Source organism: Thermoanaerobacterium butyriciformans, from assembly GCF_017874545.1.
Classification (GTDB): Bacteria; Bacillota; Thermoanaerobacteria; order Thermoanaerobacterales; family Thermoanaerobacteraceae; genus Thermoanaerobacterium; species Thermoanaerobacterium butyriciformans.
Genome location: NZ_JAGGLT010000025.1, coordinates 25,732 through 48,745, shown reverse-complemented (window position 1 = coordinate 48,745; position 23,014 = coordinate 25,732). Strand labels below are relative to the sequence as shown.

At 35.3% G+C, this 23,014-nt stretch carries 24 protein-coding genes, 1 tRNA gene and 1 riboswitch; of the genes, 21 read left to right on the top strand and 4 right to left on the bottom strand.

The annotated features are described in order from the left end of the window. Window positions 1-170 precede the first annotated feature (170 nt). Window positions 171-255 (top strand) — tRNA-Leu (locus J2Z80_RS10930). Between the two features lie 48 nt (window positions 256-303). Here J2Z80_RS10930 and J2Z80_RS10925 read toward each other — a convergent pair. Both J2Z80_RS10925 and J2Z80_RS10920 read right to left on the bottom strand, forming a co-directional pair. Continuing rightward, window positions 304-510, bottom strand: a complete 207-nt coding sequence (locus tag J2Z80_RS10925) for a hypothetical protein (protein ID WP_209454417.1) — start codon at window positions 508-510, stop codon at window positions 304-306. Window positions 511-682: 172 nt separating this feature from the next. Then, on the bottom strand, window positions 683-1,600 hold the full coding sequence (locus J2Z80_RS10920) for an AEC family transporter (protein ID WP_209454416.1): 918 nt from the start codon (window positions 1,598-1,600) through the stop codon (window positions 683-685). Window positions 1,601-1,788: 188 nt separating this feature from the next. After that, a riboswitch (cyclic di-AMP (ydaO/yuaA leader) is annotated at window positions 1,789-1,918 on the top strand. 5 nt (window positions 1,919-1,923) lie between these two features. Between J2Z80_RS10920 and J2Z80_RS10915 the strand changes: the two genes are divergently transcribed. Continuing rightward, on the top strand, window positions 1,924-2,622 hold the full coding sequence (locus J2Z80_RS10915) for a C40 family peptidase (protein WP_209454415.1): 699 nt from the start codon (window positions 1,924-1,926) through the stop codon (window positions 2,620-2,622). A gap of 160 nt (window positions 2,623-2,782) precedes the next feature. On the opposite strand, the gene J2Z80_RS10910 is transcribed toward J2Z80_RS10915, so the two are convergent. After that, window positions 2,783-4,495, bottom strand: a complete 1,713-nt coding sequence (locus J2Z80_RS10910; protein ID WP_209454414.1) for an IS1634 family transposase — start codon at window positions 4,493-4,495, stop codon at window positions 2,783-2,785. A 295-nt stretch (window positions 4,496-4,790) separates the two neighbouring features. On the opposite strand from J2Z80_RS10910, the gene typA reads away from it, so the two are divergent. Further along, window positions 4,791-6,614, top strand: coding sequence for a translational GTPase TypA (gene typA / locus J2Z80_RS10905; RefSeq protein WP_209454413.1), 1,824 nt, complete (start codon window positions 4,791-4,793; stop codon window positions 6,612-6,614). Between the two features lie 19 nt (window positions 6,615-6,633). Here the strand turns inward: typA and J2Z80_RS10900 are convergent, their stop codons facing one another. Next, window positions 6,634-7,221, bottom strand: a complete 588-nt coding sequence (locus J2Z80_RS10900; protein WP_209454412.1) for a lytic transglycosylase domain-containing protein — start codon at window positions 7,219-7,221, stop codon at window positions 6,634-6,636. A 151-nt stretch (window positions 7,222-7,372) separates the two neighbouring features. Between J2Z80_RS10900 and J2Z80_RS10895 the strand changes: the two genes are divergently transcribed. From J2Z80_RS10895 to J2Z80_RS10810, 18 genes are all read left to right on the top strand, one after another. Further along, complete coding sequence (locus J2Z80_RS10895; protein WP_209454411.1) at window positions 7,373-8,164, top strand: SPOR domain-containing protein; 792 nt, start codon at window positions 7,373-7,375, stop codon at window positions 8,162-8,164. An 11-nt stretch (window positions 8,165-8,175) separates the two neighbouring features. Beyond that, window positions 8,176-8,529: a DRTGG domain-containing protein gene (locus J2Z80_RS10890; protein WP_209454410.1), complete on the top strand. Its 354-nt coding sequence runs from the start codon at window positions 8,176-8,178 to the stop codon at window positions 8,527-8,529. A 2-nt stretch (window positions 8,530-8,531) separates the two neighbouring features. Beyond that, window positions 8,532-8,951 (top strand): ATP-binding protein, encoded by a 420-nt coding sequence (locus J2Z80_RS10885; protein ID WP_209454409.1) that lies wholly within the window; start codon window positions 8,532-8,534, stop codon window positions 8,949-8,951. Between the two features lie 21 nt (window positions 8,952-8,972). Continuing rightward, entirely contained in the window at window positions 8,973-10,283 is a 1,311-nt protein-coding gene (locus tag J2Z80_RS10880; protein ID WP_209454408.1) for a [Fe-Fe] hydrogenase large subunit C-terminal domain-containing protein, read from the top strand. Continuing rightward, window positions 10,280-10,609, top strand: a complete 330-nt coding sequence (locus J2Z80_RS10875) for a DRTGG domain-containing protein (RefSeq protein ID WP_085112667.1) — start codon at window positions 10,280-10,282, stop codon at window positions 10,607-10,609. The genes J2Z80_RS10880 and J2Z80_RS10875 overlap by 4 nt, the downstream gene beginning before the upstream one ends. Continuing rightward, window positions 10,606-11,301 (top strand): PHP domain-containing protein, encoded by a 696-nt coding sequence (locus J2Z80_RS10870; RefSeq protein ID WP_209454407.1) that lies wholly within the window; start codon window positions 10,606-10,608, stop codon window positions 11,299-11,301. The genes J2Z80_RS10875 and J2Z80_RS10870 overlap by 4 nt, the downstream gene beginning before the upstream one ends. A gap of 142 nt (window positions 11,302-11,443) precedes the next feature. After that, the gene (locus tag J2Z80_RS10865) at window positions 11,444-11,926 is read left to right on the top strand and encodes an NADH-quinone oxidoreductase subunit NuoE family protein (protein WP_209454406.1); all 483 of its coding nucleotides are present in this window, start codon (window positions 11,444-11,446) and stop codon (window positions 11,924-11,926) included. A gap of 2 nt (window positions 11,927-11,928) precedes the next feature. After that, window positions 11,929-12,474 (top strand): ATP-binding protein, encoded by a 546-nt coding sequence (locus J2Z80_RS10860; protein ID WP_085112665.1) that lies wholly within the window; start codon window positions 11,929-11,931, stop codon window positions 12,472-12,474. A gap of 2 nt (window positions 12,475-12,476) precedes the next feature. Beyond that, entirely contained in the window at window positions 12,477-12,842 is a 366-nt protein-coding gene (locus J2Z80_RS10855; protein ID WP_014758971.1) for a (2Fe-2S) ferredoxin domain-containing protein, read from the top strand. A 13-nt stretch (window positions 12,843-12,855) separates the two neighbouring features. Then, on the top strand, window positions 12,856-14,646 hold the full coding sequence (gene nuoF / locus J2Z80_RS10850; RefSeq protein ID WP_209454405.1) for an NADH-quinone oxidoreductase subunit NuoF: 1,791 nt from the start codon (window positions 12,856-12,858) through the stop codon (window positions 14,644-14,646). Between the two features lie 20 nt (window positions 14,647-14,666). After that, on the top strand, window positions 14,667-16,412 hold the full coding sequence (locus J2Z80_RS10845) for an NADH-dependent [FeFe] hydrogenase, group A6 (RefSeq protein ID WP_209454404.1): 1,746 nt from the start codon (window positions 14,667-14,669) through the stop codon (window positions 16,410-16,412). Between the two features lie 151 nt (window positions 16,413-16,563). Continuing rightward, a complete protein-coding gene (locus J2Z80_RS10840; protein WP_209454403.1) occupies window positions 16,564-16,815 on the top strand; it encodes a DUF4321 domain-containing protein in 252 nt (83 codons plus the stop codon). Between the two features lie 30 nt (window positions 16,816-16,845). Further along, on the top strand, window positions 16,846-17,421 hold the full coding sequence (locus J2Z80_RS10835; RefSeq protein WP_209454402.1) for a Maf family protein: 576 nt from the start codon (window positions 16,846-16,848) through the stop codon (window positions 17,419-17,421). A 12-nt stretch (window positions 17,422-17,433) separates the two neighbouring features. Then, a complete protein-coding gene (gene radC / locus J2Z80_RS10830; RefSeq protein ID WP_209454401.1) occupies window positions 17,434-18,138 on the top strand; it encodes a RadC family protein in 705 nt (234 codons plus the stop codon). A 19-nt stretch (window positions 18,139-18,157) separates the two neighbouring features. Beyond that, window positions 18,158-19,180, top strand: a complete 1,023-nt coding sequence (locus tag J2Z80_RS10825) for a rod shape-determining protein (protein WP_038069099.1) — start codon at window positions 18,158-18,160, stop codon at window positions 19,178-19,180. Window positions 19,181-19,193: 13 nt separating this feature from the next. Continuing rightward, window positions 19,194-20,024 carry a rod shape-determining protein MreC gene (gene mreC, locus J2Z80_RS10820; RefSeq protein WP_209454400.1) on the top strand — a complete coding sequence of 277 codons (831 nt, stop codon included), beginning with the start codon at window positions 19,194-19,196 and terminating at the stop codon, window positions 20,022-20,024. Window positions 20,025-20,078: 54 nt separating this feature from the next. Then, entirely contained in the window at window positions 20,079-20,582 is a 504-nt protein-coding gene (mreD, locus tag J2Z80_RS10815) for a rod shape-determining protein MreD (protein ID WP_209454399.1), read from the top strand. Window positions 20,583-20,593: 11 nt separating this feature from the next. Then, window positions 20,594-22,894, top strand: a complete 2,301-nt coding sequence (locus J2Z80_RS10810; RefSeq protein WP_209454398.1) for a penicillin-binding protein 2 — start codon at window positions 20,594-20,596, stop codon at window positions 22,892-22,894. Window positions 22,895-23,014: the final 120 nt, after the last annotated feature.

The following is a 23,014-nucleotide window of genomic DNA, read 5'->3' as shown; positions in this document are numbered from 1 at the left end:
AAATTCTTATTTAACAATTTAAACATTATTTTTATTTATATACTAATTTTATCTTATAAGGAATATAATACTAAAGCTTATAGCAACTTTATAGATGTAGTCGTATAAAAAACTATTGACACAAATTAAAAAACATTATATAATGTCTATTGTGTTAGCGATGAAGACGTGCGGGGGTGGCGGAATAGGCAGACGCGTACGTTTGAGGGGCGTATGGAGTTATCCGTGCGGGTTCAAGTCCCGCCCTCCGCACCAAAATGAAAATAGATATTTTACATAAAAAAAATAAGCCTTTTGAAAGGCTTATTTTTTATTGTATCCAAATAACTTACCTATACCTTTTATTATGTAAACTATCAGACTTATTAGAAGATAAAGTATGAATAAAAGAAAAAGACTTGCACCAACTGTATGAAATGCATCTAAGATACTTACTTTAGATACTATTGATATAATTGTTGCTACTATCAAAATAGCAAGTAACTTATCTTTCATCCTCTCCACCTCCATCTATAATTTCCCTTATTATACTATTATTTTACAATAATTTTGCTTGAAAGACAATAATTGATACTTAACTATACTATATAAGCAGTAGTGAATTATTCGAGAGGTGGTTTTATGTCAAAAACTAAGGTTTCTAAAATTGTTAAACAAAAATAAGTTTTTAAGGCTTTTTTTATTACCATTTTAGCATTATAAGTGACATAAATATGATAGTTATAATGGTTGTAGATGTTATAAATATGGAGGCAAGTTTTACGTTTAAATTCCTCTCATCTGAATATATTACTGCTACTAGTGCTGTTGGCATTATTGAGCCTAGCATTATGGCTTTAATTGTCATTGAAGCTGTGCTGAAGAAAAGTGGCAGTGTAATAAACAATACTATACCAGGTATGTACTTTATAATAAGGCCTTTTATCAGTGATACTAATTCGTCTTTATCTAAATTAAAATCAAGGAAGTATCCGATTACGAAAAGGGCTAAGGTAGTATTTGGAAGTGAAATTTGTTCCACCAGATTAACGATTAAGCTTGGAAACTTAAATCCCAATATATTCAAAGTAAATGCAATAATATATGTATCAAATGGAACAAAGTATAAGATTTTTTTTAAAACTTTTTTTATATCTATTTTGCTACTTTGGGAGAATACATATGCAGCAATATATGCAATTCCAAAGACGTTAAATGAGTTACCCATGTCAAACATAGCAATGTGTAAAAGTCCATTACTACCATATATCTGCTGAATAAAAGGAAATGCAAAAAGACCGATGTTGTACCCACATAGTGAAATCATAAGCGTGCCTTTAGTTTCTTTTTTTAAGTTGGCATTTTTAAAAATTAAAAGCCCAATAAGAAAAGTAATAAAGCCCATGACAAATCCAGAAAATGTTAAAATGAATAGATTTGTACTTACTTTCGTAGTAAAAAATACTTTTGCAATGCTGGCAGGTAGAGTTATATATATGATGAAGTTATTTAATACCTTTCCAGTTTCATTTGGTAAAAATTTCATCTTTTTTACTGCATAGCCTAAAAAAATTATTATAATGCTTATTGATATTTTTTGAAGTATGATTATCTGACTCATCTAGATCCCCTTTCTGTATTGTTAAATAAAATTATACTATATTAGAGAGATTATTTATATAGATTGTAACAAATTTATAAATTTTTTATAAAATATATTAAGGAAATATTAAAAAAATATTAAAAAATTATTATGAAAACATTGACTTTATTAATAATATCTGATAAAATAAAAGAAACTTGTACATATTAGCAATCTTGCCGAATCCTATGTAGGTACGGAGGATTTTTCATGTTTGGGGTTAATCTGCCATATGCAGTAGGGGTACCTTCTATCCCGCACCCGTCAACTAACTCCGGAGGCAAAAAGGAAGGAGATTAGCTATGAATTGTCGATTAAGTAAATTAGTTTTTGGTGTATCCGTTTTCGGTATGACACTTGTAGGTTCTTCAATGTTGACGCATGTTTACGCAGATAGTCTTGGAACTGGCATTGTGACAGGAAATAATGTAAATATCAGAAGTGGTGGCAGTTTATCATCAAAAGTAATAACTCAATTAAATTGGAATGACGCTGTCACTGTACTTGGACAGGAAAATGGCTGGTACAATATAAAATTATCTAATGGAACTGTTGGATGGATATATGGGCAATACCTTTCTTTAAGATCATCATCTAGCACAGTGTCTAGAGGGGATGTTGATAGAAGTGTTGTTTCCAGGTTGATAGACTTTGGTAAGAAGTTTTTAGGGACTAAATATGTCTATGGTGGTGAATCACCTTCTGGATTCGATTGCTCTGGATTTACACAGTACGTCTTAAAAAGTGTAGGGATAGATCTTCCGAGAACTGCTTCAAGCCAAGCAACAGTTGGAACATATGTAGACAGAGGAAATTTACAGCCTGGTGATTTGGTGTTTTTTAAGACATTAGGTAGCAGCATAATAAATCATGCTGGTATATACATAGGGAATGGAGAGTTTATGCATGCCTCATCAGGTGCAGGAAAAGTCATGATAAGTTCACTTAACGATGGCTATTACAGCACTCACTATGCCACAGCCAGAAGAGTAATACAGTAAATAATATAGAGACAAAAAGGCACTTTCATGTGTCTTTTTTTGATGCATTTTTAGGTGATATCCTGACTTTTGCAGCAAAAAAGGATAAAAAAAGCCCCTAAGCCCTTAAAATGAAGGCTTTCGGGCTTTCTGTTTTTGTCAAAAAGTTGTAGTGGAAATGTCATTTTTTTACTTCTCCTAAAATTTTTTTAATCTCTCCTAATGTCATAATCTTTTTCCCAAAATCAATGCCTAATTCTTTACCTATATCTTCAAGAACATCATTATTAAAATCAAACAGATAATAATTTTCTTGTATGTAACTGCAGGATGCTTTTGCTAGACTCTCAAGTATAGCTGAAACAGAATATTTTCCCTTTAATCTATATTCAAGTATTCTCACAATTACAAGTGATATAAAGCATATCAGAAAATGAGCATCAATATGTTCCCTCAGTGATAAATAAACTGGTCTGCTTTCGATATCACTTTTAGTTATTTTAAAAGATTCTTCTATTTTCCAAAGACCACGGTACATTTCAATAATTTTATCATCAGATTCTTTGTATTCACTAGTAACTATTGCATAATATCCATCAAATTTTTCTTCTTCTTTTAGCCTTTCCTCATCAAATGTTAAATGCTGATGAGCACTTTCTAATATTTCGCCGGTTTCTTCATCAAAAATGAGATTCTTTACATATTTGGAAGCACCATATGATGTAGCTCTATTGTATTTTGCTGGATTTTTAATTAAGTCTTTTGCTTTCTCTATTGTAGCCGCTCGTTCATATTTCGCTTTTAAGGCATACTCTTCACTATAGAAAATAACCTGTTTTTCATCAACTACCTTTTTCATTTTTTTGCCTTTAGTGGTGGTTACTAATATTTCTCTTGGATAAAGTCTGGATTTTATCTTGAAGCTATCTCCTCTGTATGTATATCCATTTTCGTCAAGAACATATTTCTTAAATTCCTTATCCGCACAACGAACAGAATAGCTGAATACATAACCATTACCAGCAGATAAAGTATACCAAATGTTATCGCCAGTGATGATACCTTTATCAGCAACTACAATAATTCTTCCCAAAGAATAATCATGTTGTATTTTCCTTAACATAGGCATAAGTGTAGTTTTATCTAGAGCATTGCCAGGAAAAAGTTTATATGTAATAGGTATACCATTGGTATCCATAAATAATCCCATCTGCACAATTGGATCTGGCCTGTGTTCTTTAGAAACGCCTTTTTTACGCAATTCATCCTGTTCATCAATTTCAAAATAATAGTTGGTAACATCGTAATAAACCAGATTAGTATTTCGCTCATATAAAGACTTAATATGCTCATGAACCCAAAGCTGCAAAGCATCACTATGTTTGTTAAAAAAAGATAAACATCTGTAGATATCATCCAATGAAAAATCAAACCTCTCAAAGAATATATCTCTATTCTCATAAGTCTTTTTCTTTGAAGCAGGATACAATAAACGTGAAAATACGAGAAGTTTCATAATAGCATTAGCATCATACTCTTCTTTTGAATGACGCTGCCTGTTTTTCAAAAATTTGTCCAATTCAAGCTCGTGATAAATCTTACTAAATGCAGCGTAGCCAAAGTTTTTACGATTATTCGTATTAATCAAAAGTCTTTCATTAGGAGAAAAACTAAGAGTAATTGGAGCCTTTTTCATGGCTTTTTGTTCATTCAATTCTTTAACCTTTTGTTCAAAAAAAGCGATTGGATCATCGTATTGTTTTTGAAGTTCATCGAGGTATCCAAGGGATTCAATAGTAACAGTTCTTGTATGCCCTCTTTCTTTATCACGATATCCATCTGCAATAGATAAGTATATTCTACCGGAACTGCGTCTACTTTTCTTTAAATACACATTAAACTCCCCCCAATAAAATTCAATATAACTATATTATACCACAATCCGTAATAATCCGCAACCAAAATATGACAAAAATTTAAAAAAATTTTACCCGGAATCGTTAGTAAAATTGCTGGTTCTGGGTTACGCTACATAAAATTTTGCTGCAAAACTAGGGAAAAGGCACTTTCATGTGTCTTTTTTTGATGCATTTTTAGGTGATATTTATAGTTTGTTGACTATTTAAGCATATTAATATATCATTATATATTGTATAAAATTTGCATTTGTATGGAAGGAGTTAACCTAAATGGGGTTTGTAAGGGACGATATAAGGAATGTGGCTATAATAGCGCATGTTGATCATGGGAAAACAACTTTAGTAGATGGAATGCTTAAGCAAAGTGGCATTTTTAGACAGAATGAGAAAGTCGAAGAAAGAGTAATGGATTCAAATGAATTGGAAAGAGAAAGAGGAATAACTATTCTTTCGAAGAATACTGCCATAAGGTACAATGGTGTAAAGATAAACATAGTCGATACGCCTGGACATGCTGATTTTGGCGGCGAGGTAGAACGGGTACTAAAAATGGTTGATGGTGTATTATTGCTTGTAGATGCTTTCGAAGGACCAATGCCTCAGACCAGATTTGTATTAAGCAAGGCTTTAGAGCTTAATTTAAAACCTATAGTAGTTGTGAACAAAATCGATAGACCTGATGCAAGGCCAGAGGAAGTCATCGATGAAGTCCTTGATCTTTTTATTGAATTGGGTGCTGATGACGATCAGATAGATTTCCCTGTAGTATATGCTTCTGCCAGAGAAGGCATTGCTAAGTTAAGTTTAAAGGATGAATCAGTAGATCTGCGTCCTCTTTTTGACACTATCTTAAAAGAGATTCCGGCGCCAGAAGGTAATATAGATGATCCACTGCAGCTTATTGTTACCACACTTGACTATGATGATTACATTGGAAGAATCGCCATTGGAAAAGTGGTTAGAGGTAAAATCGTATCAGGTGAAAATGTAGCAATATGTAAAAGAGATGGGTCTTTGCAAAATGTTAAATTAAGCAATCTGTATCAATATGAAGGTTTGAAAAGGGTGCAGGTTGATGATGCTAAATTAGGTGATATAGTAGCTGTATCAGGTATAAGCGACATTGAGATTGGAGAGACGATAGCCGATCCAGAAAATCCAGAAGCTGTAGACTTTGTTGAAATAGAAGAGCCAACCATTTCCATGACATTTGGTGTAAATACGAGTCCGTTTGCAGGCAGAGAGGGCAAATACGTAACATCAAGGCATTTAAGAGAAAGGCTTTTTAAAGAGCTTGAAACGAATGTAGCGTTAAGAGTTGAGGAGACAGAGACGACAGAAGCATTTAAAGTATCTGGACGTGGTGAACTGCATTTATCCATTTTGATAGAGACTATGAGGCGTGAAGGATATGAGCTTCAGGTATCTAAGCCATCTGTGATTATAAAGGAGATAAATGGTGTCAAGCACGAGCCTATTGAGCTTGTTACTATTGACATACCAGAAGATTACATGGGTGTAGTCATGGAAAAGATGGGCTCAAGAAAAGGAGAGCTTATGGATATGCACACTTTAAAACCTGGTACATTAAGGCTGAAATTTAAGATACCCACAAGAGGTCTTATAGGATATCGCTCTGAATTTCTTACTGATACCAAGGGAAATGGGATAATGACATCTATAATCTATGACTATGAACCGTACAAAGGGGATATACCTACAAGATCGAGAGGGTCTTTAGTGGCTTTTGAAGCTGGCACTACAACGACTTATGGACTTTACAATGCACAAGAAAGAGGAACTCTTTTTGTAGGTCCAGGCGTCGAAGTGTACGAAGGCATGATAGTTGGTGAAAACTCCAGAAGTGACGATATAGATGTCAATGTATGTAAGAAAAAGCATGTTACTAATTTGCGCTCTGCTACTGCAGATGAGGCATTAAGACTTTCACCTATAAGAGAGATGTCTCTTGAAGAGGCTTTGGAATTCATCGCTAATGATGAGCTTGTGGAAGTTACGCCTAAAAGTATAAGACTTAGAAAAAAGATATTAAGCTCGCAACAAAGGTATAAAAATGCTAAATATAAACAATAAAAGGGGTATGACCCCTTTTTTATTTTGAACCATCGGATGTGTCATTCAATATTTTGCTTATGTAGTTTACGGTTTCTTCATAGGGCGGTATGCCACTGTATTTATTTACAGATTCTTCTCCCGCGTTGTATGCTGCTAAAGCCAATGCGGTATTGTTGTATTTATTAAGCAGTTGGCTCAGCAGTTTTGTTCCACCATCAATATTTTCTTCTGGGTTAAAAGGATTTGTAACACCTAAATACTGTGCTGTTGACGGCATTAACTGCATTAGGCCCATTGCGCCTGCGCTTGATACAGCATAAGGATTGTAGTCTGATTCGGCTTTTATGACGGCATCTATCAAATCTTTGCTGACGCCGTATTTTTTTGAAGCCTCATCTATATAGCTTTCTATTTTGTCTTTTGATACGTCAGTCATATCTGGCGTTTTATTATTAAAATCAATTGTTTCCGATTTTATATCTTCAGTTGAAGCAGTGCCTTCGCTTATCAATTCATTTAAGATGTTCTGAAATGAATTGCTTTTATCTACGAGGTTTATTTTTACAGGCAATCGCGATTGTATATCGCTAAATCTGCTTTCGATGATTGAATCTACAAAGTCCATTTTCAAAAACCTCCTCATAATTATCTATAATTCGACATAAAATTTAAAAATCCTTTTTCGCTTTAAAAAATGAGAATATAGTCTCAAATAATGAATGATTTGTAAAAAGGATTTTAGTGTTTGGTGTAGAATATATAATTAGGTGATTTATGTGTATACAGACGAAGAAAGCAAGAAAAATACAAAATTAGGTTTTAAAAGAGTTATATTGTTATTGCTTTTATCAATAGTAGCATCTATCGGAATAGGATTTATAATTTCTCAGTATGCCATAAAGCCATATCTGGCTAAGCTGTCTGAAAAAAATGTTTATTCTTATTCCGCGAAGATACCACAGCTTAATTATTACATTGTAAAAATAGGCCAGTACAGCGATGAAAAAGATGCTTCATATAATTTGAATTTGCTTACTATGAAAGGAATCTACGGAGAAATCCTTAAAGATGGTGAAAATTATATTTTGTGTTTGGGACAATTTATGGACAAAAAAGATGCCGATGCTTTTGGCTTAATGCTTAATAAAAGTGGCATTAAATCATCTATAAATTTATATGATGGACCTGTTTACCAGATATATTATGAAAAAAATTCAGAAAAGAATGTTAAGGAAGCAATTGACAATATAGATGTTTTTTTAAACAGTTTGTCACATTTATCACAGCTTTCGTACAAAATAGCTGTTGGAACTGCCAGCGAAAAAGATATTGACGATACAGAAAAGTACTTTAAAAAGTATAGCAATATGACTTATAATATAAATATAGATGAAAATTTAAAAAAGATTTTAGATGATACAAAGGCGATTAATAGTCAAATTTTAAACAATTTTGGTGATATAAAGATATCGTTTGAATTAAATGATGGAAATGCTTACAGGTTAACTCAGAAGCTTCTTATGGATTCCATAAAACAGTATTATGACAGCATGAGTTCTTTAAAATAGGGGAGTGTAGCATGAAACTTGAGGAAGTGAAAGAAATATTAAACGCGGAAGTGCTTTGCGGGCATGATAGATTATCTGAAGAAGTAAACACGGCATGTGGTGCAGATTTGATGAGCGATGTTTTGGCTTCAAAAGATGAAAAATCTCTGCTTTTAACAGGACTTACAAATGTTCAAGTTGTTAGGACAGCGGAGGTCTTAGGCGATATAGTGTGCATCGTCTTTGTGAGAGGTAAAAAGCCTGGACCTGAGATCTTAAAAATGGCAGATTCCGCATCGATAGTAATTATGAAGACAGATTATCCGCTTTTTATCGCTTGTGGTCTTTTATATAAAAATGGACTTGATTGTGGGAGTGAATTTTAATCGTGAAGCCGTATACAATGGATTTTGATGTTAAAGCAAGAGATTTTTCATCCGCAGGAGAATCGTCAAGCAAGTTCCGAAAGACGCTGCTTATGCTTTCAATACCATCTGACATAGTTAGAAGGGCATCAATTGCAGCTTATGAAGCCGAGATGAATATAGTTATTCATTCTTACGGAGGCAAGATGCATTTTGAAATATATTCTGACAAGATTGTGATAATTGCTGATGATACAGGTCCTGGCATAAAAGATTTAGAGCTGGCTATGAAAGAAGGATATTCCACAGCGCCAAAAGAGGTGATTGAGATGGGATTTGGCGCAGGAATGGGTCTTCCAAACATGAAGCGAAATGTCGACAATATGGAAGTAGTTAATCACGATGAAAGCGGAACAAAGATCGTAATGACGATTAATTTTTAAATTCTAAGGTGGTTGTTTTCAATGTATTTTCATTCTGTGACTCTTGATAAAGATAGATGCAAAGGTTGTACCAATTGTATAAAAAGATGTCCTACTGAAGCTATACGTGTAAGAGACGGAAAGGCAAAGATAATAAAAGAGAAATGCATTGACTGCGGAGAGTGCGTAAGGGTGTGTCCTTATCATGCTAAAGTCGTGGTGACAGATGATATAAGCATGATGGAAAATTACAAGTATAAAATTGTTCTTCCCGCGCCTTCTCTTTACGGGCAATTTAAAGACATGACAATAGGTGACATACTGGCATCTTTGCAGTCATGCGGGTTTGACGAAGTTTTTGAGGTTGCTTATGCTGCTGACATAGTATCGTATATAACTCGAAATATAGTAAAGACGAAAGATTACAAAAGGCCTATTATATCATCCGCATGTCCTGCTATTGTCCGGCTTATTCAACAGAGATTTCCTTCATTGATGGATAACATTTTAGACATAATGCCGCCTGTTGAGGTGGCTGGGAAGATTGCCAGAGATGAAGCTAAAAAGAAAACAGGGTTAAAAGATGAAGAAATAGGGGTGTTTTTCGTATCGCCGTGTGCTGCAAAAGTCACTAGCGTAAAAAATCCCATAGGCATTGAAAAATCGTATATAGATGGTGTTTTTTCTATGAGGGATGTATACAGCATGATATTAGATAAAAGAAAATTTGTTGAGAAGAAAATCGATCATATTTCATCGATGATAGGTGTCGGATGGGCAAATGCAGGCGGTGAATCGTACGGCACATCGTTGGAAAATTGTCTTTTTGTAGATGGAATTCAAAATGTCATAGGTGTATTGGAGGATATTGAATTAGGAAAATTAGACGACATTGATTTTTTTGAAGGTCTTGCTTGTGTTGGTGGGTGTGTAGGAGGACCTTTGACTGTCGCAAATAATTTCGTTGCTAGAAACAGGATAATGAAATTGAAAGAAAAATTAAACAAGGATGAAGTTACAAAAAAATATATAGAAGTTGATTTTAATGAGTTTATGCTAAATGTCAAACTTAAAAAAAGCGATGTCTTAAATTTAGATGAAGACATAGACAAAGCTATTGACATGATGAACTCAATTGATGAAATCTATAAAAGTTTGCCGGGGCTTGATTGCGGTTCTTGTGGTTCTCCTGGGTGCAGAGCTCTTGCGGAAGATATAGTAAAAGGATTTGCCAGCGAATATGACTGTATCTTTAAATTAAAAGACAGGATAAAAATACTGGCAGAAGAAATAAACAAGCTTTCTATTAAAATTCCGCCTGTAATAGGCAGTGATAAGGAGGTAAAGCATTGAAAGTAAAGGATATATTAAGTCATGAATTTACCTTGGTAGCGGGTGAGGGAGGCATAGAAAAGGAAGTAAGCAATGTCTATGTGTGCGATTTATTAAGCTTTGTTATGTCACATGTGAAAAGTGGAAGTGCATGGGTAACGATTCAGACGCATGTAAATGTGATTGCGGTCGCTGTTATGACAGAGATAAGCTGCATCATCATCTGTGAAGGCGAAAAACTTGATGAAAATGCTAAAGAAAAGGCTGATGATGAAAACATACCTGTTATAGCGTTTAATGGCAGTTCATATGAAGCAGCGATTAAATTGAGCGAGATGATTAAATGAAGTTTTACTATGACTTGCATATTCATTCATCATTATCGCCATGTGCCGATGATGATATGACTCCAAATAATATCGTCAATATGGCTTTAATAAAAGGGCTTGATGTAATATCTTTGACAGATCACAATTCAACTAAAAATGTAGAAGCCGTCCATGAATTATGCCGGCAAAAGGGAATAAAGTTTATACCAGGCATAGAAGTTCAGACAAAGGAAGAAGTTCATGTGTTATGTTATTTTTTTGATATTCTTGACTGTTTGAATTTTGGCGAAATGATTTATGACAGCTTAGACTGCGTAAAAAATAACAAATATCTTTTTGGAAATCAATTGATTATGGATAAAGACGACAATATTGTGGATGAAGCAGAAAAGCTGCTTCTATCTTCCAGCAGCTTTTCTGTTGATGAAATCTTTAGAATGATGGATGGCATTGGTGCTGCTGTGCCTGCTCACATAAATCGCACTTCTTACAGCATCATTTCAAATCTCGGTTTTATACCAGATATATCAAATCTTAAAACTGTAGAAGTGTCTTCGGCATCGATTGACAATAGCATTGTAGATGAATGTATAAAAAAGTACAAAGTGCTCACTTCTTCTGATGCTCATCATTTAGGACATATAAGCGAAAGGGTAAATTGCTTTGATTTAGATGACTTGGATATGGTAGTTGACTGGATGTGCAAGTAAAGAAAACATATCAAATTAGTCGGGATTTATCAGAAAATAAAAAAATTTTTATTTTTACCTGTTAAAAAAATAATTAACATATGGTATAATAATTATGTCCTATTTTGCAATTTTAAAGATTTTTTTAAAAGGAGGGTATTAGATGCAGGCAATCTACGAAAAATTCAGCGAAGAAAATATAAACAAGTTAAAAAAAGTTATAAACCAGTTGAAAGATACAGACGGTTCTTTAATTGCTGTCATGAATGAAGCTCAAGAAATATTTGGCTATTTGCCTATAGAGGTTCAGCAATTTATTTCAGAAGAAATGAATGTACCGTTGACAGAGATATTTGGCATTGCGACTTTTTACTCCCGCTTCACATTAAAACCGTCCGGGAAGTACAAAATCGGTGTTTGCCTTGGTACTGCTTGTTACGTAAAAGGTTCCGCGATGGTTCTTGACAAATTAAAAGAGAAGCTTGGCATAAGCGTAGGTGATGTGACAGGTGATGGCAAGTTTTCTCTTGAAGCCACTCGCTGTTTAGGTGCTTGCGGTCTTGCACCTGTAATGATGATAAACGGAGAAGTTTTTGGCAGATTGACACCTGACGATGTTGAAGATATATTAAAGAAATTTGATTAGATATGAAAGAGTTATCGCTTTACATTTTGGATATTGCCCAAAATAGCATAAAAGCCGGTGCAAAAAATATATCGATCAAGTTGGAAATTGATCATAAAAAGGATTTTATGCGTTTAAGTATTGAAGACGACGGATGTGGAATGGATGAAGAACTTTTAGAGAAAGCTTTTGATCCATTTACAACAACGAGGAAAGAGCGAAAAGTCGGATTAGGTTTGCCATTTTTTAAAGAATTAGCTCTTCAATGCGGCGGAGATGCAAAAATAAAGTCTCAAAAAGGTGTTGGCACTTATGTGGAAGGAACTTTTAAACTTTCAAGTATCGATTTAATTCCAATTGGCGATATACCTTCTACTTTAATTTCGCTTATAGTCTCTGATAGTGATGTTGACGTTTTGTTTGAAATTATATCAGATGGTAGAAAATTTTCATTTAATACTTTGGATATTAAAAAATTGCTAAACGGCGTAAAGATTACAGAGCCTTCTGTATTGCAGTGGTTAATTGAGTATCTTGAAGAAAACATAAATTGTGTCATGGAGGTGTAAATATGAAATCTATAGAGGAATTAGAAAAGATAAGAAAAGAGACATTGGAAAAGGTAAATCTTCGTAAAGATCGGAATGGCATAAGGATCACTGTCGGCATGGCTACATGCGGCATAGCTGCTGGTGCAAGGCCTGTTATGATGGCTATATTAGATGAGCTTGGTAAAAGAAATATTACGGATGTGGTTGTTGCTGAGACTGGTTGTATTGGCATGTGCAAATATGAACCTATGGTAGATGTTTATGTTCCGGGACAAGAAAAAGTTACGTATATAAAAGTTGATGAAAACAAGGCAAGGCAGATAGTTGCGGAACATGTAGTTAATGGACATCCGATTAAAGAATGGACTATTAGTAGTGTTGAATAAAGGAGGGCTGTAGATGTTATATAGATCACATGTTATGGTGTGCGGTGGTACTGGATGTACATCGTCAAATTCAGATAGAATAGCAAAATGCTTTGAAGAAGAAATTGCAAATAAAGGTTTAGACAAAGAAGTTCAGGTTGTAAGAACTGGATGCTTTGGACTTTGTGAGTTGGGCCCGGTTGTCGTCGTGTATCCAGAAGGAGTGTTTTACAGCCGCGTCAAAGAAGAATATGTTCCAGAAATCGTGGAAGAACACCTTCTAAAAGGAAGAGTTGTTAAAAAGTATCTTTACGGAGAAAGCGTCACAGAGGAAGGAATTAAGCCTTTAGAGGAAACAGCATTTTTCAAGAAACAGCAGAGAGTTGCTTTAAGAAACTGTGGACTTATAAACCCAGAGGATATAAAAGAGGCAATTGCATTTGACGGATATAAAGCATTGGCAAAAGTGTTGACTGAGATGACTCCAGAGCAAGTTATAGCGGAAATTAAAAAGTCAGGCTTAAGAGGTAGAGGTGGTGGCGGCTTCCCTACAGGTATAAAGTGGGAATTTGCTTACAACCAAAAAGAGACGCCTAAGTACGTCGTTTGTAATGCTGATGAAGGGGATCCTGGTGCCTTCATGGATAGAAGCGTATTAGAGGGAGATCCTCACAGCGTCTTGGAAGCTATGGCTATAGCAGGATATGCAATTGGTGCTAACCATGGTTATATTTATGTAAGGGCTGAATATCCTCTTGCAGTAAAGAGGCTTCAAATTGCGATAGATCAAGCAAGAGAGTACGGACTTTTAGGTAAAAATATTTTCAATACGGGATTTGACTTTGATATAGAGATAAGACTTGGAGCAGGTGCTTTTGTCTGCGGTGAAGAGACTGCACTTTTAAATTCTGTCATGGGAAAACGCGGTGAACCAAGGCCAAGGCCTCCATTCCCTGCTGTAAAAGGCGTGTGGGAAAAGCCAACTATCATAAACAACGTTGAAACTTATGCAAATATTCCTGCGATAATATTGAATGGCGCAGAATGGTTCGCAAGTATAGGCACTGAAAAATCCAAAGGCACAAAGGTATTTGCTCTTGGTGGAAAGATCAACAATACTGGCTTGGTGGAGATACCTATGGGTACAACCCTAAGAGAGATCATATTTGAAATAGGTGGCGGAATACCAAATGGCAAGAAATTCAAAGCAGCTCAAACTGGTGGACCATCTGGTGGATGTATTCCTGCGGAGCATTTAGATACACCTATTGACTATGATTCGCTTCTTAATATTGGTTCCATGATGGGTTCAGGTGGACTTATTGTAATGGACGAAGACAACTGTATGGTTGATATTGCAAAATTCTTCTTGGAATTTACCGTTGATGAATCATGTGGCAAATGCTCACCATGCCGCATAGGTACGAGAAGAATGTTGGAACTGCTTAATAAGATAACATCAGGAAAGGGCGAAGAAGGAGATATCGAGAAACTTGAAACTCTTGCTAATTCCATAAAGGCGTCTTCTTTGTGTGGATTAGGCCAAACAGCTCCTAACCCTGTTCTTTCCACTATAAGGTATTTTAGAGATGAATATGAGGCACACATAAAGGAGAAAAGATGTCCTGCAGGTGTTTGCCAGGCGCTTCTGAAATTTAGAATTGATCCAGATAAATGTAAAGGATGCGGCATATGTGCCAAGAATTGTCCTACAAACGCCATATCTGGAAAAGTAAAGCAGCCTCATGTGATAGATCAAGATAAATGTATAAAATGTGGAACATGTATGGATAAATGTCCGTTTGATGCTATATACAAGAAATAGTAATGAAAGGAGTGCAAAACATGGATAAAGTTCGAATAACTATTGATGGAATTCCTGCAGAGGTACCGGCTAACTATACAGTATTGCAAGCTGCAAAATATGCAAACATTGAGATTCCCACATTATGCTACCTTGAAGAGATAAACGAAATAGGTGCATGCAGGCTGTGTGTTGTTGAGATAAAAGGCGTTAGAAATTTACAGGCATCTTGTGTTTATCCTGTAAGCGACGGAATGGAAATATACACAAATACGCCTCGTGTAAGAGAAGCAAGAAGATCTAACTTAGAGCTTATACTATCTGCACACGACAGAAGCTGCCTTACATGCGTAAGAAGCGGAAACTGTGAATTGCAAGATTTAAGTAGAAAGTTTGGCATAGATGAAATAAGGTTTATGGGCGAAAATATAAAATATCAAAAAGATGAGTCATCACCTTCCATCGTAAGAGACCCAAATAAATGCGTATTGTGCAGAAGGTGTGTTGCTACCTGCAACAATGTGCAGAATGTTTTTGCCATAGGCATGGTTAACAGAGGATTTAAGACTATTGTTGCACCTTCATTTGGCAGAGGTCTAAACGAATCACCATGTATTAGCTGCGGACAATGTATAGAAGCATGTCCTGTCGGAGCGATTTATGAAAAAGACCATACAAAGATGGTTTACGATGCGCTTTTGGATGAAAAGAAATACGTTGTAGTTCAGACAGCACCTGCTGTGAGAGTTGCACTTGGCGAAGAATTTGGAATGCCTTATGGATCAATAGTCACAGGTAAAATGGTGTCAGCTTTAAAAAGGCTTGGATTTGATAAAGTATTTGACACAGACTTTGCTGCAGATTTAACTATAATAGAAGAAGGCAATGAACTTTTAAAGAGGCTTAACGAAGGCGGCAAGCTTCCTATGATAACATCCTGCAGCCCTGGATGGATAAACTATTGTGAGAGGTATTATCCTGAATTTATAGATAATCTTTCCACTTGCAAATCGCCTCACATGATGATGGGTGCAATAATAAAGAGCTATTTTGCAGAAAAAGAAGGTATAGATCCAAAAGATATCTTCGTCGTATCAATTATGCCGTGTACTGCCAAGAAGTATGAGATAGACAGACCTCAAATGATAGTAGACGGCATGAAAGATGTGGATGCTGTTTTGACGACGAGAGAGCTTGCTCGCATGATAAAACAGTCAGGTATAGACTTTGTCAACTTGCCTGACAGCGAATACGACAATCCGCTAGGAGAATCATCCGGTGCTGGTGTCATATTCGGTGCTACAGGTGGTGTCATGGAAGCGGCCTTAAGAACTGTTGCAGATATAGTTGAAGGAAAAGATATTGAGAATTTTGAGTACGAAGAAGTAAGAGGATTGGAAGGAATAAAAGAAGCGAAGATTGATATAGGCGGAAAAGAAATAAAAATAGCTGTAGCAAATGGCACAGGGAATGCTAAGAAACTCTTGGACAAGATAAAGAATGGCGAGGCAGAGTACCATTTCATAGAAGTCATGGGATGCCCTGGCGGTTGCATAATGGGCGGTGGACAGCCTATACACAATCCAAACGAAAAAGATTTAGTGAGGAAAAGTAGATTAAAAGCCATATATGAAGCAGATAAAGACTTGCCTATTAGAAAGTCTCACAAAAATCCAATGATAACAAAGCTGTACGAAGAATTCTTAATAAGCCCATTAGGAGAAAAATCTCATCACTTGCTTCATACAACCTATAGCAAGAAAGATCTTTATCCTATGAATGATTAAAAAATCTCCCTTTTGGGAGATTTTTTTTGCCATAAATAACATATTAAAAAAAGATTAGATTATGTCGAAATACAAAATATTTATGTTATAATTAAAAGGAAAAGTTTTAAAACTAGCGAATTGAGAGAAAATAAACAGAAGGAGTGGGAAGATGAAGAGAAGCAAGGGAATTGGTACATTGTGCTTTTTGCTTTTGGTAGGTCTTCTTTTTGGTGGATTTGTTGGAGACTTCCTTGCTAAGTACGTTCATGCTTTTTCATACCAACAGATGATAGGAATGAACAGCCCAATAAATATCGACCTAAATTTTATAAGAGTATCGTTCCTGTTGGCTTTTAGGTTCAACTTGGGAACTGTGATAGGACTTATAATTGCTATATTTTCGTATTACAAGGTAAAATAACAGATAAAACTGAAAGTGGAGTATGCAGATATGGAAATTGTACTTGCGTCTGGTTCACCCAGGAGAAAAGAAATACTATCAAATATTGGTGTGGATTTTTCTGTAATGACAAGTGACGCAGAAGAAGTGACAGATGAAAAAGAGCCAGATAAGATTGTTATGGATTTATCGAGAAAAAAAGCATCATTCGTCGCAGAAAAATTAAATGGTGATTTTTTAATTATAGGAGCTGATACAGTAGTTTTTGCTGATGGAATTGTCCTTGGTAAACCTAAAGATAAAAGTGATGCATTTAATATGCTAAAGGCATTGTCAGGGCGATGGCATCAAGTCTATACTGGTGTTACGGTCATATCATTGAAGCAGAATAAAATGGTTACAGAATATGAAAAAACAGATGTGCGCATCAAAAACTTAAGCGATGAAATGATCTTTAGTTATATAGAAAAAGGTGAGTATATTGATAAAGCAGGTTCATATGCCATACAAGGTTATGGATCACTTATTGTGGATAAGATAAATGGTGATTATTTCAATGTTGTTGGATTGCCTATATCGAAATTATACGATATATTTTTAAAAGAGTTTAACATAAGCCTGCTATAAGGGGGATAAAGTGTGGGAGAGGAATCACGCATTACAATAAAAGATTTACCTGAGGATGATAGGCCAAGAGAAAGATTAATTAAATACGGCCCGTCTGTATTGTCAAACGCCGAACTAATGGCTATAATTATAGGGACGGGAAATAAAGATGAAAGTGCTATAATGCTGTCACAAAGGCTTTTAAGCGAAGGGCATGGGCTTAAATACCTGTTAGATACAGGTGTTGAAAGGCTTTCAGAGATAAAAGGCATAGGATTGGCAAAAGCCGCAAAAATTAAGGCTGCTATTGAGCTTGGACGCAGAATGGCCCTTGCAGGCTACAGTGACGGCTATATCATAAAGAAACCTGACGACGTGATAAGCTTGCTTATGGATGAAATGAGATACTTAAACAAAGAGCACTTTAAAGTAGTTTTACTGAATGTAAAAAATAAGGTGATTGCTGTTGACACTGTTTCAATAGGGAGTTTAAATACTTCTATAGTTCATCCGCGAGAAGTATTTAAAGCTGCCATCGAAAGGTCAGCATCTTCTATAATAATGGTTCACAATCATCCAAGCGGTGATCCCACTCCCAGCAGAGAAGATGTAGAAGTATCAGATAGGATTTATAAAGGTGGCAATTTAATAGGAATAAAGGTATTAGATCACATTATTATTGGTGATGGAATAGGTATAAGTTTAAAAGAAAAAGGCTATTATGATTTTGATAAATAAGGAAGGAGTTATAAAAAGGATGAAAGGATTTTCAAGGGATATAGGTATTGATCTTGGAACTGCAACAACGCTTGTTTACGTTCAAGGAAAGGGAATTGTGTTAAGAGAGCCATCTGTGGTGGCTATAAAAAATGACACACATACGGTTTTGGCTGTAGGTGAAGAAGCTAAAAAAATGGTTGGAAGGACACCGGGAAATATTGTAGCTATAAGACCAATGAGAGATGGCGTAATCGCCGATTTTGACATAACAAAGATGATGCTTGACCATTTTATTGGCAAAGTAAATCCGAGAAAGGGATTATTTAGACCGAGAGTGATAGTTGGAATTCCGTCAGGAGTCACAGAAGTGGAAAAGAGAGCTGTAATAGAAGCTTCATTGCAGGCAGGTGCAAAAGAAGCGCATACCGTGGAAGAACCGATGGCAGCGGCTATTGGTGCTGGTTTACCTGTAGAGGAGCCTACAGGAAGCATGGTTGTGGATATAGGCGGTGGTACTACTGATGTGGCAATTATTTCTCTTGGTGGTATTGTAACAAGCAAATCATTGAGGGTTGGCGGAGATGAAATGGATGAAGCTATAATAAACTACATTAAGAGAGAGTACAATTTGATGATAGGTGAGAGAACGGCAGAGGAAGTAAAGATTCAAATCGGTTCAGCTTTTCCAAAGGCAAAAGAAGAATCAATGGATATAAGAGGAAGGGATTTGGTATCAGGGCTTCCAAAAACTTTGAAAATTACGTCGACAGAAATTTTAGAAGCATTAAAGGATCCTGTTTCCAGCATTTTAGATGCAATTAAATTGACACTTGAAAAAACTCCACCAGAGTTGGCAGCGGATATAATGGATAGAGGCATAATGCTTACAGGCGGCGGTGCTCTCTTAAGCGGTATCGATAGGCTTATAAGGCAGGAGACAGGTATGCCCATCCAAATTGCTGATCAACCACTGGACTGTGTTGCATTGGGAACAGGCAAGATCTTAGAAGAAAGTTCTTTGTTTAAAAGGGTTTTAACACCTACCAGCAAGTTAAACTGAGAGGAGTGGGAAAGTGCCACGATTTCTCAAAAATAAGCAATTTATATTTGTGATTTTAATAGCCGTGGCACTTATATCCGCCATGGCATATACTTATGGCGGTGGACGCAATGTTACACCTATTGAATCAGCTATAGGCAGTATTTTATCTCCTGTAGAAAAAGTTTTTTATTCAATAGGAAATAATGTATCTAACTTTTTTTCTTCCATAAGAGAGATTGGAACATTGAGAGCTAAAAATGCAGCTTTGGAAAAAGAGATTATTAAATTAAATAAAAACGACATAATGCTGCAAGAATACATTAATGAAAATAACAGACTAAGAGATATTTTGAATTTTAAAGATAATAATAAAAATATAACTACTCAACCTGCTAATATTGTAAGCAAAAATCCTGGTAATTGGTTTAATACATTTAATATAGATGTTGGATCAGATGATGGGATAAAGCCAAAGATGGCTGTTTTAGATGAAAAAGGAAATATGGTTGGAATAGTAACAGACGTTGGGAAAAATTGGGCAAAAGTCCTGTCAATTATTGACGTAGATAGCTCTGTAAGTGCCATTGATGTTAGAACAAGGGACAATGGCATTATTCGAGGAGATTCCAATGGAAATCTAACTATGATATATATTCCAATCGATTCCAAGATAAGTAAAGGCGACATAATTACAACATCAGATATGAGTATGTTTCCAAGAGGGCTAATTATTGGTAGAGTAGAGAAAGTAGAAAAAGATGAGGGCTCACTTTTAAAACAAGCAATCATAAAACCTGAAGCAGACTTTGAAAGGCTTGAATTTGTACAAGTAGTGACAAACATGAAAACTACGGGAGATTAATTATATAAGTCTATGTACTTTATGGTGATTGACACAGATACAATGGAGGTTAAAATGAGGAGCATATATAAATACCTGTTAGTTATATTTGTTATAGTCCTTCAAGGCACATTATTTAGATATATTGCTATTTTAGGCGTTAAACCTGACGCCTTATTAATTTTAGTTATCGCCTTTTCTCTGTTAAATGGGACAAGAGAAAGTATTATATTAAGTTTGTTTGGAGGAATTCTTGTAGATGTACTTTTTAATAACGCCATTGGTTTTGTAACTATTTCCCTTCTTTCTGTGGCTTATTTAACAGGATTGCTGAGCAAAAATGTATTTAAAGAAAGTACATTTGTAGCATTTGTCTTTGTATTTTTAGGAACAATTCTTTACAATCTAATAATGGTATTTTCTATGCTCCTTATGAAATATGACATCAATCCATCTTATTTATTTAATGTCATTATTGTTCAATCTGTCTACAATTCTTTTATAACTATTTTTGCTTATAGGTATATTGTGATGTTTAACAGCTATATAAATACAAAAAAATTTTTTTTTAAGATCTAAAGGTGGTCAAATTGAGTGAAAGTTTAAAAAAGAGATTCAATATATTTGGATGGGTAATAGCCATAATGCTTGTTACTCTTGTGGGTAGACTGGTGTATTTGCAGCTTATAAAAGGTGATTATTATAAACAGCAGTCTTTAGGAAATGCTATAAGATCTATCACGATTACAGCTCCAAGAGGTGATATAGTCGATAGAAACGGTATTAAACTTGCAACAAACAGGCCTAGCTATTCTATCGAGCTACTGCGCAGCGATGCCAAAAATGTCAATTTAAATGATGTAATTTTAAGATTATTAAATATCCTTAATAAAAACGGAATTAAGTATAAAGATGATTTGCCTATATTTCTAGACAACAAAAACATGCCCTATTTCAATTTTCAAAATCCAGATGAAAGCAATGTATCTCAAACAGTTTTAAAACAGCGTGAAGCACAATGGAAGAAGAATAACAATATACCTAAAAATGCTACAGCATATGAAACGTGGGAAATATTGATAAACAAATTTAAGATATCAAAAGAACTACCTCCACAAGATATAAGAGGTATAATGGCGATACAACAGTTGATGCTGGAACAAGGATATACCCAATACAAGCCTGTAGAAATAGCGACAGATGCGAACCAGCAGACAGTTGCAGAAATAGAAGAAAATCATCTAGATTTGCCAGGTGTAATTATAGATGTTAAACCTATAAGACTTTATCCTTTTAAGACATTACTTTCCCAGACATTAGGATATATTGGACGTATGACAGCGGAAGAGTGGAAAAAGTATAGTAAGGAAGGCTATCAAATATCTGATCTAGTGGGGCACTATGGTTTAGAAAGCTACCTTGAAAAATATTTAAGAGGTACAGATGGAAAGCAGCAAGTGGAAGTAGATAACTATGGTAGATTAATAAAAAAACTGGATGAGGTTAGCCCGAAGCCTGGAGATACTGTTTATTTGACTATAGATAAAAAACTACAGCAAGTAGCAGAAGAATCACTAGAGAAGACTATGGAAAATATAAGAAAAACAAAAAAGGGTCCCCATGGTGAGTATTTACCGGCAAATATAGGAGCTGTCGTCGTTACAGACATAAATACTGGTGAAATTTTAGCACTTGCCAGCGTACCCGGTTATGATCCCAATATTTTTGCATCAGGCAATCCACCAAGCAGCGTAGTAAATGAATTGTTTAAACCGCGAAATGCTACTATCGACCCAAGCCCTATCTTTAACTATGCCACACAAGGTGCAGCGCCTCCAGGCTCAACATTTAAGATGGTAACTGCATTGGCTGCTTTGGAATCTGGTGTCACGACAGTAAATGAAAAATACGTTGATCCAGGTATATATCCTCCAACAGGTCAGGAAAACTGGCTGTATGGGGAATATGGAAGAACGCAAGGAGCTGTAAATGTATCTGAGGCCATAAAATACTCAACGGATACCTATTTCTACGAGATGGGAAGAAGAATGGGGATTGACAAAATATATGAATACGCACATATGTTAGGCCTTGACCAAAAAACGGGAATAGAATTATATGAGACGATAGGAACAATATCTAACAAGAAATTTAAAAGGGATTATAATTTATCAATATTGAAATCAATGGTTAAGTCTGAATCAAATCCAGAAGGTAAAATAACTCAAGAACAGTACGACAAAATAGTAAGTTTAATTGACAAAGGTAATTTTAGCGACTATTCTACGTTTTTAGAGCTAAAAAAAATGGGCATAACCGATTCAAAACTGCAGATGACTATATGGCAGTTGATGGATGCGACTAAGTGGACATTAGTTGATACGACAAATGCATCTATAGGACAAGGCAGCAATCAATTTACGCCTGTAGAAATTGCAAGTTATTTATCGACGCTTTTAAATGGCGGAACAAGATATAGATTGCATTTGGTGGATAAGATAGTTTCACCAGATGGGAAAATTGTTAAGGAAGAGAAGCCAGAAGTATTAGATAAGATCAGCATACCTCAGAAATACTTAGACGCTATAAAGCTGGGAATGAAAGGAGTAACTGAAGAAGGAGGTACTGCCAGTGCGGCATTTCAAGGGTTTCCAATACCTGTTGGTGGTAAAACAGGCACTGCTGAAGTAGGGTCTCATGGTACGAAAGTCATGCAGAATTATGCGTGGTTTGTTGGATTTGCGCCATATGATAAGCCACAGATTTTGGTTACCGCACTGATATATCAAGGTGGCTCTGGTGCATATACTGCATATGTTGCAAGAGATATAATGGATGCTTATTTTGGATTTGCCAATTCAAATAATAAGACGCAGACAAATAGTCAATAAAGCAATACTACCAATAATCATTAATTATTATTTAGATATGTATCATTGTTGTGTGAGAGGATTTTTTGTCCTCTTTTGTTTTTTTTAGAAGGAAAAATCTAAGTTATGGAGAATATTATA